Genomic DNA, 17,379 nt, shown 5'->3' with positions numbered 1-17,379 from the left:
AACAACATAGATGACATTAATAAGTGGCTCTATCACAGAATACGCATGTGCATATGGAAACAGTGGAAACTTCCCAAGACAAAGAAGAGAAATCTTATTAAACTGGGGATACCCGAATACTATGCACATATTACAGCCAACAGCCGTAGAGGCTATTGGTTTGTGTCTGGTATGGGCGCGGTTAACCGTGCCTTATCAAAAGAAAGACTGATAAACAGTGGCTTTTATGATTTAGCCACAGCCTATCAGTCTATGCACGTCAACTATTGAAAGCGCCGTATACCGAACGGTTCGTACGGTGCTGTGAGAGGACGGGAGCTAATCACTCCCTCCTACTCGATTAGGAAAAATCTGTAATTGTGATAAAATATAGATACTTTAATCCGTAATTGGATTGTGTGATGATCAACCCAAAATGCATCACTTGGTGGGGATATGAAAATAGTTCTGAAAAAAATTGTTGGACCAAGGGAGAAAAAAATAGCGAAAGCATCCGACAAACAGGTTAAGGAGAAATACAGTCTCAGTTATTTCTTTTTTTCATTGTGCCTGTGTTTTTTGGTTGGATTCAATGTTCTTTTAACAGCCGGATTTATAAACAGATACAGTGATTATCTGCAGGATTATAAGTCTATCAACAATATCGTCGGCTCTTACGATGATTCTAAGGCCGCGTTCTTAACCTATTCACGATCCCGTAGTGAAGATGATCTTACGGAATTCCAGAATGCCAATGCAAGTATATTCAGCGAGCTTGATAACGCCAAGGACAGTATGAAGGCAGACAGAAACTGCATCATGATGTACAGGATAGTTTATCAGATGCTTGAGCACAGACAGGAGCTTATGCAGGAATATGTCAGCTACGGCAGGGTAAGTATAAGTGAAATCGAAGAACTAAATTTCCAGATAGAAAGAAACTTAAATCTCCTGACAACGTATTATATCGATTATGTTAGTGTGAGATTCTCGCAGTATGCTGCAAATATAAAGAGAGTACTTATTGTCGGAAACATTTTCCTTGTGGTCATTACTGTAATTGCATTCATGCTAAATACCAACATATACAGAGATTTCATGAGGACCAGACTTGAAAACGAAATGCAGAAGCGCCACATCGCAGAAGCAAAGATGCATGAACTTCAGATGCAGATGAATCCGCATTTTCTTTTTAACACATTAAGTCTTGTCATCAGGAATATACAGATGGGAGAGGGAGACACGGCCATAAGGCTTGTTAAGGCTACGTCTCAGCTACTTAGGAGATCCATTGCGGTAGGCAATGATACTATCACCATGGATGAGGAACTGGAACTTCTTGAGAAATATCTTTTTATTCAAAAGATACATTGCAAGGGCAGGATCAGCATCAAACTTGATGTCAGAAAGTCATACATGGATGAGGAGATAAGAATCCCGCCGCTTATCATTCAGCCTCTTGTTGAGAATGCCATACAGCACGGGCTTAAAGACACTACGTCGGACGGACAGGTCAATGTATTCATTGAAGAAAAGGCTGATATGATCCGGGTGCAGGTGCAGGACAACGGCTGCGGAGTTCCGGAAGAGGTTGTGAACAATATCATGGGACATGTACCGATGAAAAGGATCGGTCTTAGTAACGTATATGAGAGGCTCTGCTTTTTTTACCACAGAGATGACTGCATGAAGATAGAGAGCAGCCCTGAAGGAACCCTGATCACACTTTATTTGTATAAAGAGGTTGAGTAGTGGCTATTAGAGTTATTATCGCGGATGATGAAGAATATGAGAGAGACTATCTGAGAAAGACGCTTTCAGAGAATTATGAAGGCGTCCTTGAGGTGGTGTATGCTGCGGCAGATGGTGCGGAGGCTCTTGAAAAGGCAAAAGAGCTAAAGCCGGAGATCTGTCTTTTTGACATACGTATGCCAAGGCTCGATGGGCTAGAGGTTACGGAGCAGCTTGTGGAGACAAATCCTGATGTTCAGGTGGTGATTGTCTCTGCCTATGACGATTTTTCCTATGCCAAGCAGGCTATGCGACTTGGGGTAAAAGACTTTTTGGTAAAGCCTTATCTGGACAAAGAACTGTTCCAGACGATCGACAATATAATAGCGACTATCGGTGGATTCAATAAGAAATCATCTGCCGACAAGATAATCGATGCGGTAACCGCAGATATAGACAGGGATATAGTTTGGGAGCTGGCTCTCAAGCAAAAAGATGAGACGGAGATAGCCAAGGATCTGTCTTTGTGGGGGATCGGCGAAGCGCAGTGTAAGTGCGTTGTTTTCTATTATGACGGAATAAAAAGAATCGACGAAAAAGGCTGCGATATCGTAAAAGGAATCTTTCATATCGGCGGGACGCAGACACTTCTAAGCAGACTCTTTGATCTCATGGTCGTATATGTGTTTGCGGAGGATGAGGACTCTTTTATCGAGCTTAACCAGTGCATCGGAAAGACCAGAAATTACATGAAAGATCTGGGGAGAGGCACGGTATACTGCGGAGTTAGCGGAATATACAAAAGCGCCGAAGCTGCCAAAGGATTTGAAGAGGCTTCGGGATTTATAAAAACCTACGGAGACAGAGAGGTTCAAAACGGTCTTGAAAAAGATATAGCCCATATAAGAAATGTTCTTGAGATCACGGACAAAGCGAGTTTTGCCATAGCCAGCAGGAACAGGGAGCAGGCTCTTTTGTGGCTTTCCAAACTTAGGATGAGTCTGATGGCTGAATATTCCGAAAAAGAGCTGTCAGATCCGTATCTACAGCAACTGATGGTAATCTTGCGAGGACTCAACAGGAAGCTTGGAATAAGGATCACAAATGAGGACGTGGACAGACTTGTCGCCGAGTTTGAAAAAGAGGGCTGCGATATAGACAAGATCATGGCTCGGGTTGTGGATGAGCTTATAGAGCGCTCTCCCGACGTTATGATCAATCATAATGTTATTGTTGTGCGACGGGCTAAGGACTATATTCATGAACATTATGAGGAGCAGATCAATCTGCAGATCGTTGCGGATGCCAACGGGGTAAGCGCCGGTCATCTTAGCAAGTGCTTTAAGAATATAGAGAAAAAGGGCTTCTCCGAATATCTTACAAGCGTCAGGCTCAATGAGGCAAAAGAGCTTATGAGAAAAGGAAACATGAGCATTCAGGAGATTGCTTATGAAGTTGGTTTTTCCGATTCCAATTATTTTGGGAAGAGCTTTAAAAAGAATGAAGGTATCACGCCCAAAGAATACTGTGCAATGCTGATCCTGGAGTCGGGACAGACGAGAAAATAATAGCAACCATTTTTTACTCTTTTTAATATTTTATTACCTTTATGAACTATTTGTTCCTTCATACAATTACGGTGTAACGGAACAAATTTTTATGGAGGTGTTTGTATGAAAAAGAAGGTTATAGGTGCTATGTTAATGGCGGTTTCTATGCTAGTGGTTGCTTGCGGCTCCGCGGGAACAACCGGAACAAATTCCGGCGCTGATTCCGCAGAAGCTGCTCCTGCAAGCGATAAGGCGGCAGCAGGTGGGGATTACACCATCAAGATGTCGACTCAGCTTAGCGAGGGATCACCTTTTGTTGACGGTTTTTACGCATGGGCTGATGCCGTTAAGGAAAAGACAGACGGACATGTTACTATCGAGGTTTATCCTTCCGCAGCTCTCGGAAGTGATGAGGATGTTATAGAGCAGGCTCTTCAGGGAGCTAATGTAGCTGTTCTTACCGACTGCGGAAGAATGGGTAATTATGTAAAAGAAATGGGAATCCTTAATGCTGCATACTTTGCGGACAACTATGAAGAGATGCAGAAATTCATGGAAACCGATACTTTTAAGGGATGGACAGATGAGCTTGAATCACAGCACGGAATTAAGATACTGAACTTTGGATGGTGCGACGGCTTCAGACATTTCCTTACCAACAAACCGATCTATTCGCCCGACGATCTTAAGGGTGTTCTGATCCGTACTCCCGGTGCCGACGTATGGAGTAAGTCAATAGAGTCTTTGGGAGCAACACCTGTTTCCACAGTAGGATGGGCAGACGTTTACAATGCGGTTCAGACCAAGACCATAGACGGTGCAGAGGGACAGACATCGGCTTCTTATCCCGCAGCTCTTTATGAAGTTCTTGATTACATGGATCAGACAGGACATATTCTCCTTATGAACGGTATCATTGTCGGAGAAAAGTATTGGGAGACAATACCCGAGGAGTATCAGAAAATAATTATCGATGAGTGCGCGGTTGCAGCACAGAACGCTTCAAAGGTTGTTCAGGATCAGGCAGCAGACAATGAAGCCAAGATGGCAGAAGCAGGTATGACTATCATTCCTCCCGAGGAAATTGACATTGAAGCATTCAGAAAAGCATCTGAGAAAGCATATGAAGAACTTGGATTTACCGAGCTTAGAGCTGAGCTGTACGAAAAGATAGGTAAGAAGTAAGGCTTAGGAGGTAATTCCATGAAGAAGTTTTATAACTGTTTTGTAAAAGCGGAAGAGGTCGTGGCTTGTCTTCTTCTCGCCGGAATAGTCGGCCTTATGTTTTTGTCGGCTGTACTTAGGAAGGCGGGACTACCTCTCAACTGGGCCGGTGATACTTCTCTTTTACTGTTTACATGGGCTTGTTTTTTTGGAGCGGATCTGGCCATCAGAGAAAAGAGTATGGTTAACGTGGACATGCTTTTGGTAAAGTTTCCTGTGAAGGTACAGAAGATCATCAGGATAGCATGTCACGTTTTGGCGATGGCTCTTTTGATATCATTTGTATATTTCGGAATTCCGCTTTGTATCGATTCCGTTGCCAGGAAATTCTCCAACATGAATCTGAGTTATTCATGGGCGAGCGCCAGTGTTCCGGCAGGAAGCATCCTTTTGCTGATCACTTCCGTTATCAATCTTTTTAAGATGATAAAGTCCGAGAACGGAACCTACGGAGTACAAGGAGGTAGCGAAGTATGCTGATTGTAATGATTACTTTTCTTGTGCTGCTAGCCATAGGAATGCCGGTGGCATTTGCGATAGGTATTGCCGGAGTTTTGTTTTTTATAATAAATCCAAGCGTACCGTACAGTATTGCCGTTCAGAAAGTTGTTTCTTCGACCCAGTCGCTTAATATGTTGTCGATACCGCTGTTTATCTTTGCGGGTAACCTTATGAATGAGACAGGTATCACGAAGAGACTTATAAAGCTTTCAAATACTCTGGTTGGTCATCTTCCGGGCCATTTGGGACAGGTGAGCTGCGTGTTGTCGACTCTTATGGGCGGCGTTTCGGGATCGGCAAATGCCGATGCTGCGATGGAATGCAGGGTTTTGGGCGCCGACATGGTTAAGTCCGGTTATTCAAAAGGCTGGAGTGCTGCGATAAACGGTGTTTCATCTTTGATCGTTGCAACGATTCCGCCCAGCATGGGCCTTATCATATACGGCTCTGTCGGTGATGTATCTATCGGAAAGTTATTTGTGGCAGGCCTTATACCGGGAATACTTATGTGCGCGGCACTTATGACGGCTGTTCACGTATCTGCCAAGAAAAGAGGATATAAGCCCGCGAGGGAAAAGAGATCTTCATTTGGCGAGATCATAAAGGCATTTGTTGAAAGTTTGTGGGCGCTTATGTTTCCCGTTATCCTTATCGTTGGAATCAGAATGGGAATCATGACTCCCGCCGAATCAGGAGCCTTTGCCGCGGTATATGCTCTGTTTATCGGATTTTTTGTATACAAAGAGCTTAATATCAAAAGACTTGTAGAATGTCTTAAGAGAAGCGTGAGAGACATCGGCGTTATCATGCTGATAGTAATGATCTCCAATATCTTCGGATACGGCATAACATACGAGAATGTTCCGAGAAAGCTTGCGCAGCTCCTTGTGGGAGTGACAAGTAACAAGTTCATCATGCTGACTCTTATCATAATCCTGCTTGCTTTTGCCGGAATGTTTGTTGAGACTACCGTGGTAGCTCTTTTGATGACACCAATCCTTCTCCCTGTTGTCCAGAGTGTCGGAATTGATCCGGTTCACTTCGGAGTTCTCATGATGACGGTGGTTACAGGAGGAATCATGACACCTCCCGTAGGAATAGCTCTTTATACCACTTCGGAGATAATGGAGTGTAAACCTCAGGAGACGGCAAAGGAAGCCATACCGTTTTATGTTGCGATATTGGCTGTTATAATGGTAATAGCTTTTATTCCACAGGTGAGTATGTTCCTTCCTAATCTGTTGTACTGATAATAGTTGTAGTCAAGGCGTAGACGCCGGGTAGCAGAGCCCGGCGGTACGCCTTTTGGTGATTTTTGAACCAAGGAGTATCAGGATATGGCATTTCGTAGGATGAAAATTGTATGTGCTGTATTGACGGGAGCGGCGACAGCTCTTTTGTCCGCATGTTCGGGAATAGTGTTGGATCAGAGTATAGGTTCCGAGCCTGAGATTATTTTGCGCTATGCCGAAGTTAATCCGTCCGATCATATCATTACCCGCACCGGTAAGTATTTTGCCGATCGTGTAAAAGAGATGAGTGACGGCCGGATTGAGATTGAGATATACGATGCGGGGAAACTTGGAAACGATGCCCAGTATTATGAGCAACTTCGGATAGGAGCCCTTGATATGTACAGGGGAAATGCCATTGCGCTTGAAGGAATATCCAATATGGAAGTCGGTGTTATGGCTATGCCGTATCTTTTCAGAGATAATGATCATTTTTGGAAAGTATGCGACGGAGAAATAGGAAAAGAAGTCCTTGCCGATATACAGGAATCAGGTTCAAATATGGTGGGACTGTGTTTTTTGGATGAGGGTGCAAGAAATATTATGACGGTAGATGCTCCGATAAAAGATATTTCGGATCTTAAGGGATTAAAGATACGGAGCATGGAAGACGAGCTTTTGTGCGATGTTATAAGAGCCACAGGTGCAGAACCCGTGGTTATGGATTATGCCGATGTTTATTCCGCACTTCAGTCGGGAGCGGTGGACGGAGCGGAGAACCCGGTATGTAGCTATTATTCAAATCAGTTTTATAAGGTTGCACCTTATTATACGGTTGATGCACACACGCATTCACCGAGCGTCATTCTTATAAGTGAGATCACATGGAAGCATTTGTCGGATGAGGATAAAAACATTTTATTGACCGCAGCGGAAATGGCCAAAGAATATAATAAAGCCGAGATAGAAGATGCGGAATCAAATGCTTATAATAAGCTGATCAAGGAAAAAGTGAAAATAACCAAAATTGATGATATATCTAAATGGCAGGAAGCAATGGAACCTGTTTATGAAGCGTATGCAGGGAATCATCGTCTGCTTATCGATAAGATTAAAAATCTTCGGTGATAATAATAGAATAGTATCTCGAATAAGTTCATTGGGAGAAGTTGAATAGTTTTTGCAAATCTGTTACAATGTACAACGGACTTTTGCTAAAATAAAGGGAAACTATACCCTTTTTTACGGAGATTTAAATATGAGTATTATTGACAAAATTATCGGAACACACAGTGAGAGAGAGCTTAAGAGGATCAGACCTATCGTTGATTCTATCGAGGCGATGAGGCCTCAGATGCAGGCTCTTTCGGACGAAGAGCTCAGAGCTAAGACAGATGAGTTTAAGAAGAGACTTTCAGAGGGACAGACTCTTGACGATATTATGCCGGAAGCTTATGCGGTTGTAAGAGAAGCAGGTAAGCGTGTGCTTGGAATGGAGCACTTCAGAGTTCAGCTTATAGGTGGTATCATCCTTCATCAGGGACGTATCGCCGAGATGAGAACAGGTGAAGGTAAGACACTCGTTGCTACACTTCCTTCATATCTTGATGCACTTGCAGGTCAGGGTGTTAACGTCGTTACAGTTAACGATTACCTTGCTAAGCGTGATGCCGAGTGGATGGGTAAGATTCATGAATTCTTGGGACTTACCGTAGGTGTCGTTCTTAACAGCATGAATGCGGAAGAAAGAAGAGCCGCATATAACTGTGACATCACATATGTAACCAACAACGAACTTGGTTTCGATTATCTTCGTGATAACATGGCTATCTACAAAGAGCAGTGCGTTCTTCGCGGACTTAACTATGCCATCATCGATGAGGTAGACTCAATCCTTATCGACGAAGCGCGTACACCTCTTATCATTTCAGGTCAGTCCGATAAGTCAACCAAACTCTATGAGGCATGCGATATTCTTGCTAAGCAGATGACTCGCGGTGAGGATATGGAAGAGCTTTCCAAGATGGATGCCATCATGGGTATAGAGAGAGAAGAGACCGGAGACTTCATCGTTAATGAGAAGGATAAGATCGTTAACCTTACAGAGCAGGGTGTTGCCAAGGTTGAGAGATTCTTCCGTATCGAGAACCTCGCAGATCCTGAGAACCTTGAAATCCAGCACAACATTATCCTTGCGCTTCGTGCTAACAACCTCATGCAGAGAGATCACGACTACATCGTTAAGGATGACGAAGTTCTTATCGTTGATGAGTTTACAGGTCGTGTAATGCCCGGACGTCGTTATTCAGACGGACTTCACCAGGCTATTGAGGCAAAAGAGCATGTGAAGGTTAAGAGAGAGTCCAAGACCCTTGCGACTATCACTTTCCAGAACTTCTTTAATAAATTTGAGAAAAAGTGCGGTATGACAGGTACGGCTCTTACAGAGGAGCGCGAGTTCCGTGATATCTACGGAATGGACGTTATCGAGATTCCTACCAACGAGCCCGTTATCCGTAAGGATCTTCAGGATGCCGTATACAAGACAAGAAAAGAGAAACTTAACGCAATTTGCGATGCCGTAGAGGCTGCACATGAAAAAGGACAGCCTGTACTTGTAGGTACAATTACAATCGAGGCTTCGGAGGAACTCAGCAAGATGCTCAGAAAGAGAGGCATCCAGCATCAGGTCCTCAATGCCAAGTTCCATGAGATGGAGGCTGAGATCGTTGCCGAGGCAGGTAAGCACGGCGCTGTTACGATCGCGACCAACATGGCCGGCCGTGGTACCGATATCAAGCTTGATGAGGAATCAAGAGCAGCAGGCGGACTTAAGATCATAGGTACTGAGAGACACGAGAGTAGACGTATCGATAACCAGCTCCGTGGACGTTCCGGACGTCAGGGTGATCCCGGTGAATCCAAGTTCTATCTTTCACTTGAGGATAACCTCATGAGACTCTTTGGTTCAGAGAGACTCATTGCTATGTTCAATGCACTTAGAATTCCCGAGGGACAGGAGATTGAGCATTCATCTCTTTCCAAGGCTATCGAGACTGCTCAGAAGAAGATCGAGTCCAACAACTATGCGATCAGAAAGAACCTTCTCGAGTACGACCAGGTTAACAATGAGCAGAGAGAGATCATATACAACGAGCGTAAGAAAGTACTTAACGGCGATTCTATGCGTGATTCCATCTACAAGATGATCACTGATATTGTAGAAGGTTCCGTTGAGACTGTAGTAGGTGAAGAGAACGATCCCGATAACTGGGATCTTAAGGAACTCAATGAGATCCTTCTTCCCACAGTTCCTCTTAAGAAGATCAACAGAGGACGTATAGATAATCTCACCAAGTCGGGTCTTATCCAGCAGCTCAAGGAAGAAGCTGTTAAGCTCTATGAGGCAAAAGAGGCTGAGTTCCCTGAGCCTGAGCAGATCCGTGAGATCGAGCGTGTAATTCTTTTGAAAGTTATCGACAGAAAGTGGATGGATCATATCGACGATATGGATCAGCTTCGTCAGGGTATCGGACTTCAGTCCTATGCTCAGAGAGATCCCAAGCTTGAGTACAAGCTTGCAGGCTATGAGATGTTCGATGATATGACCAAGAGCATCAGAGAAGATACTGTGAGACTTCTTTTCCATGTTCACATCGAAGAGAAGGTTGAAAGAGAGCAGGTTGCCAAGGTTACAGGAACCAATAAGGACGACTCTGCACAGAAGACCCCCGTTAAGAGAGTGGAAGCCAAGGTTTATCCCAACGATCCATGTCCTTGCGGAAGCGGCAAAAAATATAAGAATTGCTGCGGAAGGGCGTAAGAGGTAGTAATAATGGTAGTGCTTGATCAAATGAAGGTTGAGATTCAGAATCTGCGCGGAACTCTCGACGAGGTAACTGCGTCACTTGATCTGAATTCCAAGAAAAAGATAATAGAAGAGCTCTCTCGTGAGATGGAGGAGCCGGGCTTCTGGGACAATGCGGAGAAGGCCAACAAGAAAACAAAAGACCTCAAGAACATGCAGGATCTTGTTGCAGGTATTGAGAAGCTCAATAATCAGTACGGAGATATCATCGATCTTATCGACATGCAGAACGCAGAGGGTGTAGACGATGAAGACATGGCAGCCGAGATCAGAGCTGAGCTTGATGATTTTGAGAATACTCTTGAGAACATCCGTATCAGCAATCTTCTCAACCAGCCTTATGATAAATATGATGTAATCTTAAGACTTAACGCAGGTGCAGGCGGAACAGAGGCTTGTGACTGGGCGAGCATGCTCTATCGTATGTATACAAGATGGGCAGAGCGTAAGGGATTTACAACAGAAGTTCTCGATCTTCTTGACGGAGACGAGGCAGGTATCAAGTCAGTGACTTTCCAGATTTCAGGAACCAACGCATACGGACTTCTTAAGTCTGAGCACGGTGTTCACAGACTTGTTCGTATCAGCCCTTTCAACGCACAGGCCAAGAGACAGACATCTTTCGTATCCTGCGACGTTATGCCTGATATAGAAGAGGATGTAGATATCGAGATCAATCCCGATGACCTCAGAATCGATACATATCGTTCAAGTGGTGCCGGCGGACAGCACATCAACAAGACTTCATCCGCTGTTCGTATCACACATATTCCTACCGGCGTAGTTGTTGCTTGTCAGAATGAGCGTTCACAGTTCCAGAACAAGGACAAGGCTATGCAGATGCTTAAGGCTAAGCTCTTCATCATGAAGCAGGAAGAGAATCAGGCTAAGCTCGACGGTATCCGTGGTGAGGTAAAAGACAATGCGTGGGGCAGCCAGATCCGTTCTTATGTACTTCAGCCTTACACTATGGTTAACGATACACGTACAGGCTTCAAAGCATCAAACGCCGACGGAGTACTTGACGGCGAACTTGATCCTTTCATCAACGCATATCTTAAATGGTTAGCCACAGGCGGAAAGCCTGTAGGAGAAGCTGCAGAGGAGTAAGAATCCAAGTAATACTTAGGAGCAAAAGATAAGACAGGCGAATCATTCGCACGAGGCGATGATTTGTGAAATAAAAAAACGATAAATGCCGATTTCTATGAATGACATGAAATGAGGCATTTATCGTTTTTTGTTTCTAACAAATCACAACGAGCAGAAGTGAGACCGGATTATTTTTGCTTCTAAGTATTGCCTGGATTCTTACACCACTACTACGCAGTTTCTGCCGGAGTTTTTCGCCTTATACAGTGCGTGGTCGACGTTTTGGATTGTCTTTGCAAAGTCGCCCGTGTACTTCGATATGCCGACAGAAATAGTGAACGGTACAGGAGTGTCTTTTGACACCTCGATATCGCGACGGAATTGCTCCATGCGGGCGCAGGCGTTGTTGACGTCGCAGTCTTTTAAGATAATAATAAATTCTTCGCCGCCGAAGCGGATAACGTAGTCATCTTCATGTGTCTGCTTCGAAAGCATCTGTCCCATATAAAGGAGCGTCAGATCGCCTGTGTAGTGACCGTGCTCATCATTGACCTGTTTGAAGAAGTCGATGTCGAGCATCGCGATCGTCACAGGCTCTTTTGCATCTATAAGAGCATTTTTCGTTACTATCTTTTCAAGTAAATGTCTGTTGTAAACCTGTGTAAGCGGATCTGTTACCATGGCAAGTTCAAGCTTTTGCTGGACTCTGTAGTGATCGAGGTACACAAGAGTAAGCAGACAGTGCGAACAGAATACCGCGATTGCGCACGGAATCTGGAGTGCGATGATGATCTCCAGGTTTTCATAATGATTGAACAGATTCGATATCAGTATTTCCAAAATAAATATAAGCGATGAAAGCGCTATTTCACGTGGCCGCGACACGAAGCCTAAGGTGATGAATATGAGATTCATGATGATGAAGCCTTCGCTTGCATGAACCTTGATATTTAGGTGGTAGATTGACCAGATGGTCGCAAGTACCATACCGTGGCCGAGAACGTAATCTATAAAGACGGTGATGCCTCTGCTCTTAAAGAAGTTGGTTATGATCAGGAAAAGAAACAGAACGACAAGAATGGAAAATCTGGGGATGAGTGTAGGAAGGAAGCTTCCGTTCAAAAAATAATCGGAAAAAATGTATGTTACAGAGACTATAGCCCCGGCAATAAGACTGATGCCGACATAGTCCTGATAGTAATCGCACTTTGACTGATAGAAGTCTTCAAGGTCTTCACACGTCATTGTGCGATAATCCTTATATAAAGTCATTAACGATTTGGCGTTCGTAATTATTTTCATTTTTGTTCATCTCCCATTCCTATTTTACTAGCAATAACGTAATTTAGGAAGAGAAATCTAAAAATTTTATAAATATTATAAAGAAAAAAATAATACCCTTCCCGATACAAGGAAGGGCTGTTGTTATCAATATACTGCCGTTACGTCTGAAATTGTCTTACCGTCAAACTTAAACGACCAGATAGAGTGGCCTTTGACGCGGTGTTCGGTGAGGAAGAACGTGTCGTTTACATTGGAAATATAGTATGGTGTTCCTCCGCCGATGAAGTGATCCGCATAGACATCCGTGTACTTGCCCTTAGTAAGTGCTTCAAGAGAGTCTGTCTGCACTATCGTTGCTTTATCCTGTGCACCGGACTTATCCGTAGAGATAGTGATAAGAAAGCCCTTGTTTGCCTTGGTAAGCTGAACCATTCCCGCAAGCTCGTCCGGGACAGGATATTCTTTTTCTATCTCAAGAGTTTCAAGATTGCATTTCAAGATCTTGGAATCGGGAGCCGAATCCGATACTCCGGAAACAAAGTATATTTTTCCGTCTATTATGGAAAAAGATCTTACGTATATGTCGTCAAGACATGAGATAACACGCTTGTCCGTCATGTAAACGCGGTTCGATGAAGCTTCTCTTCTAAAGCAAAAGAGCTCTCCCGTTATCGAACTCCATACATAAAAGGTATCTGTTTCTTCGTCGTAGACTGTGTAGTGAGGCCTTGTTCCGATATCATTAAAGCGCTGAGTCAGAATAAACTTATCATCCTTTTTTTCATAGATGAGAACTCTGTTGTTCTCGGTGTCGTCGATCATATATACAGAGCCGTCGCTTGCCATCGTGTGCGGCTGAGTTGCTTCGGATGACATGATAAGCCAAGAATTTAGCGGAGCACCAAGCTCTTTTGAATAGATAACTCTGTTGTGGTAGCAGTCAACGATGAACCAGGTGTCATCAACCTTGGTGATGTATGTGGGGACGCTGAGCTCGGTATCATAGTTGTTTATCGGCTCGTACTCTGCGGCTGCCGCTTCGAGGTCCTCGCCCGCGTCGGTAAGAACAGATTCTTCCAGATATTCTTTTCCGTCATAGGGGGAAGCTTTTTCAATGATCACTGGCCCATCGACTATTTTGGGGTCCTTTTTTTTGGAACACCCAAACAGGCAGGCGGACGATGTCAGTATAAGTGCCACACAAACTGCGGTGCGGATAATAGATTTGTTTTTTATATGAAAAAAGAAATTGCTTATCGCTTTCATTTATTATTCCCGTCAGGTGTTTTATTGATATTGTAACTCATAGGAAAATTATTGAAAAGTGGCAAGTTTGGGCATTTTAAGGTAAAATTAGGTAGTGAGTATAAACAACGTTGGGGATATAAAAGCGGAGGGGATATGGTTACAGTAAGTGTTTGCATGATAGTAAAAAACGAAGAGGAGTGCCTTGGAAGATGCCTTAAGAGCCTTCAGGGGATCGTTGATGAGATGATCGTTGTCGATACGGGATCAACGGACAAGACCAAGGAGATCGCGAAGGAGTGCGGCGCGAAGGTCTACGATTTTAAGTGGACGGGCGACTTCAGTGAAGCAAGAAATTACTCTTTTTCACTTGCAACTTGTGACTATATATATGCTGCGGATGCAGACGAGGAGCTGGACGAGGAGAATCGTCAGAGATTCCTTAAGTTAAAAGAAGACATTGAAGAACTTGATATTGATATAGTTCAGATGTATTATTGCAATCAGTTGTCGTTTAGAACCGTGTACAACTATGACAGAGAGCTTAGACCCAAGCTTTTTAAGCGCGTCAGACATTTCGTCTGGGAGGATCCGATCCACGAGCAGGTTTCGCTTGAGCCCGTTGTGTGCAACAGCGACATCGAGATCATCCACAGACCCAGAGAGAATCACGCGGGAAGAGACCTCGCTTCATTCAGGAAAGCGGTTGATGACGGAAGATACTTATCAAAGAGACTTCACAACATGTACGCGCGCGAGCTTTTCATGGGCGGAACCGACGATGATTTTATAAAGGCAAAAGAGTTTTTTGAAAAGTCTGCATGCGACACCAACAGAGGCGTCGATGAGATCAAAGAGGCAAGCTGCGTACTTGCGCATGTTGCTGTGCTTGAGGACGATGCACCGGCTCTTTTAAAATACTCATTGAAAGATGCGACGACTGAGATGTCGAGCGAGATGTGCTACGAGCTCGGCGAATATTATTACGGTAAAAAGGATTACGACGAAGCTATTATATGGTTCTTTAACGGAGCTTACGAGTGCGAGAGTATCCTTGATATAAAAAAGAGTAAAGAACTTCCGAGACTTGCCCTTGCAAAGTGCTACAGAGCGCTGGGCAATGAGGAACAGGCTGCGGACTACGAAAGAGAAGCGGCCGAGTGTGAGAAAGGTGAATGATGCTGGATTTTTACAAAGGGAAAAGAGTTCTTATAACCGGTCATACCGGATTTAAGGGGAGCTGGCTTTCCAAGATACTTGTTATGGCGGGAGCGGATGTGCACGGATACGCGCTGCCACAGCCTGAAGATAACGAGAGTTTATACAAGATCGCGGACATAGAGAACATCATGGATTCGCATCTTGGCGATATAAGAAATTATGATGAGTTAAAAGAGTATTTTGATAAGGTTAGGCCCGAGATTGTGTTTCATCTCGCGGCGCAGCCTATTGTCAGAGATTCATACAAGGACCCACGCTATACCTATGAGACCAACGTGATGGGCACGGTTAATATCTGTGAGTGCGTCAGACTTTCGGATAGCGTTAAGTCTTTTCTTAATGTCACTACGGACAAGGTTTATCAGAACAATGAGTGGGAGTGGGGCTACCGCGAGGATGAAAAGCTCGACGGCTTCGATCCTTATTCCAACTCAAAGTCATGCTCCGAGCTTGTGACACATTCCTATATCAATTCATTTTTAAATGAAATGGGCATTGCGACATCAACGGCAAGAGCGGGTAATGTTATCGGAGGCGGTGATTTTGCCAACGACAGACTTATCCCGGATTGTGTAAGGGCAACTATGAAAGGGGAAAAGATAATCCTTAGAAACCCCGATTCAACAAGACCCTTTCAGCACGTGCTTGAGGCGCTTTCTGCATATCTTTTGCTTGCGCAGCTTCAGTACGAAGATAAAGCTTATGCGGGATATTACAATGTCGGTCCCAATGAGGGTGACGCCGTGACGGCAGGTAAGCTTGCGGGAAGCTATGCGGATGCTTGGAATGCGCTCATCGCTACAGGTGAAAAGAACTGCAAATATAACAATAAGCTTGAGATAGAGGTTCGTCCCGACGGCGGTCCGCACGAAGCAAATTACCTTAAACTTGACTGTTCCAAGATAAAGAGTAGACTTAAGTGGTCGCCTAAATGGAACATCGACGATGCGGTAAGAGCTACCGCGGAGTGGACATATGCCTATTTTTCGGGCGAGGGAATAGCTTCCATGGAGAAGCAGATAAAAGAGTATTTTCAGTAATAAAAGAAACAGAGTTTTGAGGAGATTTTTTTAATGAGTAACGAACAGCAGATGGCAAGAGAGCAGATACTTGAGCTTGTAAAGGACTACTACGAGCGCTTTCTTAAGACTGATAAAGAGAAGTTTAGTGAGGGAGACAGGATCCCTTATTCGGGAAGAGTTTTTGATGAAAAAGAGGTTGTGAACCTCGTTGATTCTTCGCTTGATTTCTGGCTTACAGCCGGTAGATATACCGATGAGTTTGAAGACAGATTTGCAAAGCTTTTAAATGTAAAGTTCGCAAGCCTTGTAAACAGCGGATCTTCCGCCAATCTCATCGCATTCATGGCGCTTACCGCAACAGAGCTCGGTGAGAGAAGAGTAAAAAGAGGCGACGAAGTGATCACGGTTGCCTGCGGATTCCCCACAACGATCGCACCTATCATGCAGTACGGTGCAATTCCTGTGTTTGTGGACGTTACCGTTCCCGAGTACAACATCAATGTAGAGATGCTTGAGAAGGCACTTTCAGATAAGACCAAGGCAGTTATGATCGCGCATACTCTTGGCAATCCGTTTAACCTTAAGGCGGTAAAAGAGTTCTGTGATAAGCATGAGCTCTGGCTTGTAGAGGATAACTGCGACGCGCTCGGATCTGAATATACTATAGACGGCGAGACAAGATTTACCGGAACTTGGGGAGATATCGGAACTTCCAGCTTCTATCCTCCTCATCACATCACGATGGGCGAGGGCGGCTGCGTTTATACCAACAATCCGCTTCTTCACAGACTCATTCGCAGCTACCGCGACTGGGGAAGAGACTGTATCTGTCCTCCCGGAAAAGATAATTTCTGCGGCCACAGATTTGACGGCAAATTCGGTCAGTTACCTGTCGGATATGACCATAAATATGTATACAGCCATCTCGGCTACAACTTAAAGGCAACCGATATGCAGGCGGCAGTAGGATGTGCGCAGCTTGATAAGATGGTTCCTTTTGCTGATGCAAGAAGAAGCAACTGGAAGAAACTTCACGACGGTCTTTCCGAACTCAGTGATGTTCTTGTTCTTCCCGAGCCTTCCGAAAACAGCAACCCTTCATGGTTTGGATTTATCATGATCGTAAAAGAGGGTGCGAAGGACGGTAAGGGCAACGACCTTACAAGAAATGCGATAACCAAGGCTCTTGAAGATAATAATATTCAGACAAGACTTCTCTTTAGCGGAAATGTAATAAAGCACCCTTGCTTCAATGAATTTGAGGAAGGCAAGGATTACAGAGTGGTCGGCGACCTTACAGTCACTGACAGCGTTATGAACAATGCGTTCTGGATCGGAGTGTATCCGGGACTTTCAGATTCCAAGATCGATTTCATGATCAAGGTGATAAAAGAGGCATGCAAGGGCGCGTGATGCGCGAGCTCTGCACG

13 protein-coding genes and 1 pseudogene are annotated in these 17,379 nt (G+C 44.3%); 12 read left to right on the top strand and 2 right to left on the bottom strand.

Going from position 1 to position 17,379, the window contains the following annotated elements:
* The 9 genes and pseudogenes from BM377_RS09675 to prfB form a co-directional block, all read left to right on the top strand.
* Positions 1 to 270: pseudogene (locus BM377_RS09675) on the top strand (group II intron reverse transcriptase/maturase); the annotation flags it as partial.
* Between the two features lie 165 nt (positions 271 to 435).
* Positions 436 to 1,731, top strand: coding sequence for a sensor histidine kinase (locus BM377_RS09670; protein ID WP_092247346.1), 1,296 nt, complete (start codon positions 436 to 438; stop codon positions 1,729 to 1,731).
* The gene (locus tag BM377_RS09665; RefSeq protein ID WP_092247343.1) at positions 1,731 to 3,278 is read left to right on the top strand and encodes a response regulator transcription factor; all 1,548 of its coding nucleotides are present in this window, start codon (positions 1,731 to 1,733) and stop codon (positions 3,276 to 3,278) included. Before BM377_RS09670 ends, BM377_RS09665 begins: the two co-directional genes overlap by 1 nt.
* 105 nt (positions 3,279 to 3,383) lie before the next feature.
* On the top strand, positions 3,384 to 4,445 hold the full coding sequence (locus BM377_RS09660) for a C4-dicarboxylate TRAP transporter substrate-binding protein (RefSeq protein ID WP_092247340.1): 1,062 nt from the start codon (positions 3,384 to 3,386) through the stop codon (positions 4,443 to 4,445).
* 18 nt (positions 4,446 to 4,463) lie between these two features.
* Positions 4,464 to 4,964: a TRAP transporter small permease gene (locus BM377_RS09655; RefSeq protein WP_092247337.1), complete on the top strand. Its 501-nt coding sequence runs from the start codon at positions 4,464 to 4,466 to the stop codon at positions 4,962 to 4,964.
* A complete protein-coding gene (locus BM377_RS09650) occupies positions 4,958 to 6,235 on the top strand; it encodes a TRAP transporter large permease (protein WP_092247334.1) in 1,278 nt (425 codons plus the stop codon). The genes BM377_RS09655 and BM377_RS09650 overlap by 7 nt, the downstream gene beginning before the upstream one ends.
* 87 nt (positions 6,236 to 6,322) lie before the next feature.
* The gene (locus BM377_RS09645) at positions 6,323 to 7,345 is read left to right on the top strand and encodes a TRAP transporter substrate-binding protein (RefSeq protein ID WP_092247331.1); all 1,023 of its coding nucleotides are present in this window, start codon (positions 6,323 to 6,325) and stop codon (positions 7,343 to 7,345) included.
* A gap of 130 nt (positions 7,346 to 7,475) precedes the next feature.
* A complete protein-coding gene (gene secA / locus BM377_RS09640) occupies positions 7,476 to 10,040 on the top strand; it encodes a preprotein translocase subunit SecA (protein ID WP_092247327.1) in 2,565 nt (854 codons plus the stop codon).
* A gap of 12 nt (positions 10,041 to 10,052) precedes the next feature.
* The gene (gene prfB, locus BM377_RS09635; RefSeq protein WP_092247325.1) at positions 10,053 to 11,195 is read left to right on the top strand and encodes a peptide chain release factor 2; all 1,143 of its coding nucleotides are present in this window, start codon (positions 10,053 to 10,055) and stop codon (positions 11,193 to 11,195) included.
* 201 nt (positions 11,196 to 11,396) lie between these two features.
* On the opposite strand, the gene BM377_RS09630 is transcribed toward prfB, so the two are convergent.
* Complete coding sequence (locus BM377_RS09630; RefSeq protein WP_092247322.1) at positions 11,397 to 12,479, bottom strand: GGDEF domain-containing protein; 1,083 nt, start codon at positions 12,477 to 12,479, stop codon at positions 11,397 to 11,399.
* Between the two features lie 126 nt (positions 12,480 to 12,605).
* On the bottom strand, positions 12,606 to 13,583 hold the full coding sequence (locus BM377_RS09625; RefSeq protein ID WP_092247319.1) for a hypothetical protein: 978 nt from the start codon (positions 13,581 to 13,583) through the stop codon (positions 12,606 to 12,608).
* Positions 13,584 to 13,862: 279 nt separating this feature from the next.
* On the opposite strand from BM377_RS09625, the gene BM377_RS09620 reads away from it, so the two are divergent.
* The 3 genes from BM377_RS09620 to rfbH are packed head-to-tail and all read left to right on the top strand — an operon-like array spanning position 13,863 to position 17,362.
* On the top strand, positions 13,863 to 14,885 hold the full coding sequence (locus BM377_RS09620; RefSeq protein WP_092247315.1) for a glycosyltransferase family 2 protein: 1,023 nt from the start codon (positions 13,863 to 13,865) through the stop codon (positions 14,883 to 14,885).
* Positions 14,885 to 15,967, top strand: a complete 1,083-nt coding sequence (rfbG, locus tag BM377_RS09615; protein ID WP_092247364.1) for a CDP-glucose 4,6-dehydratase — start codon at positions 14,885 to 14,887, stop codon at positions 15,965 to 15,967. Before BM377_RS09620 ends, rfbG begins: the two co-directional genes overlap by 1 nt.
* A 33-nt stretch (positions 15,968 to 16,000) precedes the next feature.
* Positions 16,001 to 17,362, top strand: a complete 1,362-nt coding sequence (gene rfbH / locus BM377_RS09610; RefSeq protein ID WP_092247312.1) for a lipopolysaccharide biosynthesis protein RfbH — start codon at positions 16,001 to 16,003, stop codon at positions 17,360 to 17,362.
* The last annotated feature ends 17 nt before the right edge of the window (positions 17,363 to 17,379 follow it).

Source organism: Butyrivibrio sp. INlla21, from assembly GCF_900116875.1.
GTDB lineage: Bacteria > Bacillota > Clostridia > Lachnospirales > Lachnospiraceae > Butyrivibrio.
The sequence above is the reverse complement of the archived record's forward strand: the minus strand, read 5'-3'. Positions and strand labels throughout refer to the sequence as shown.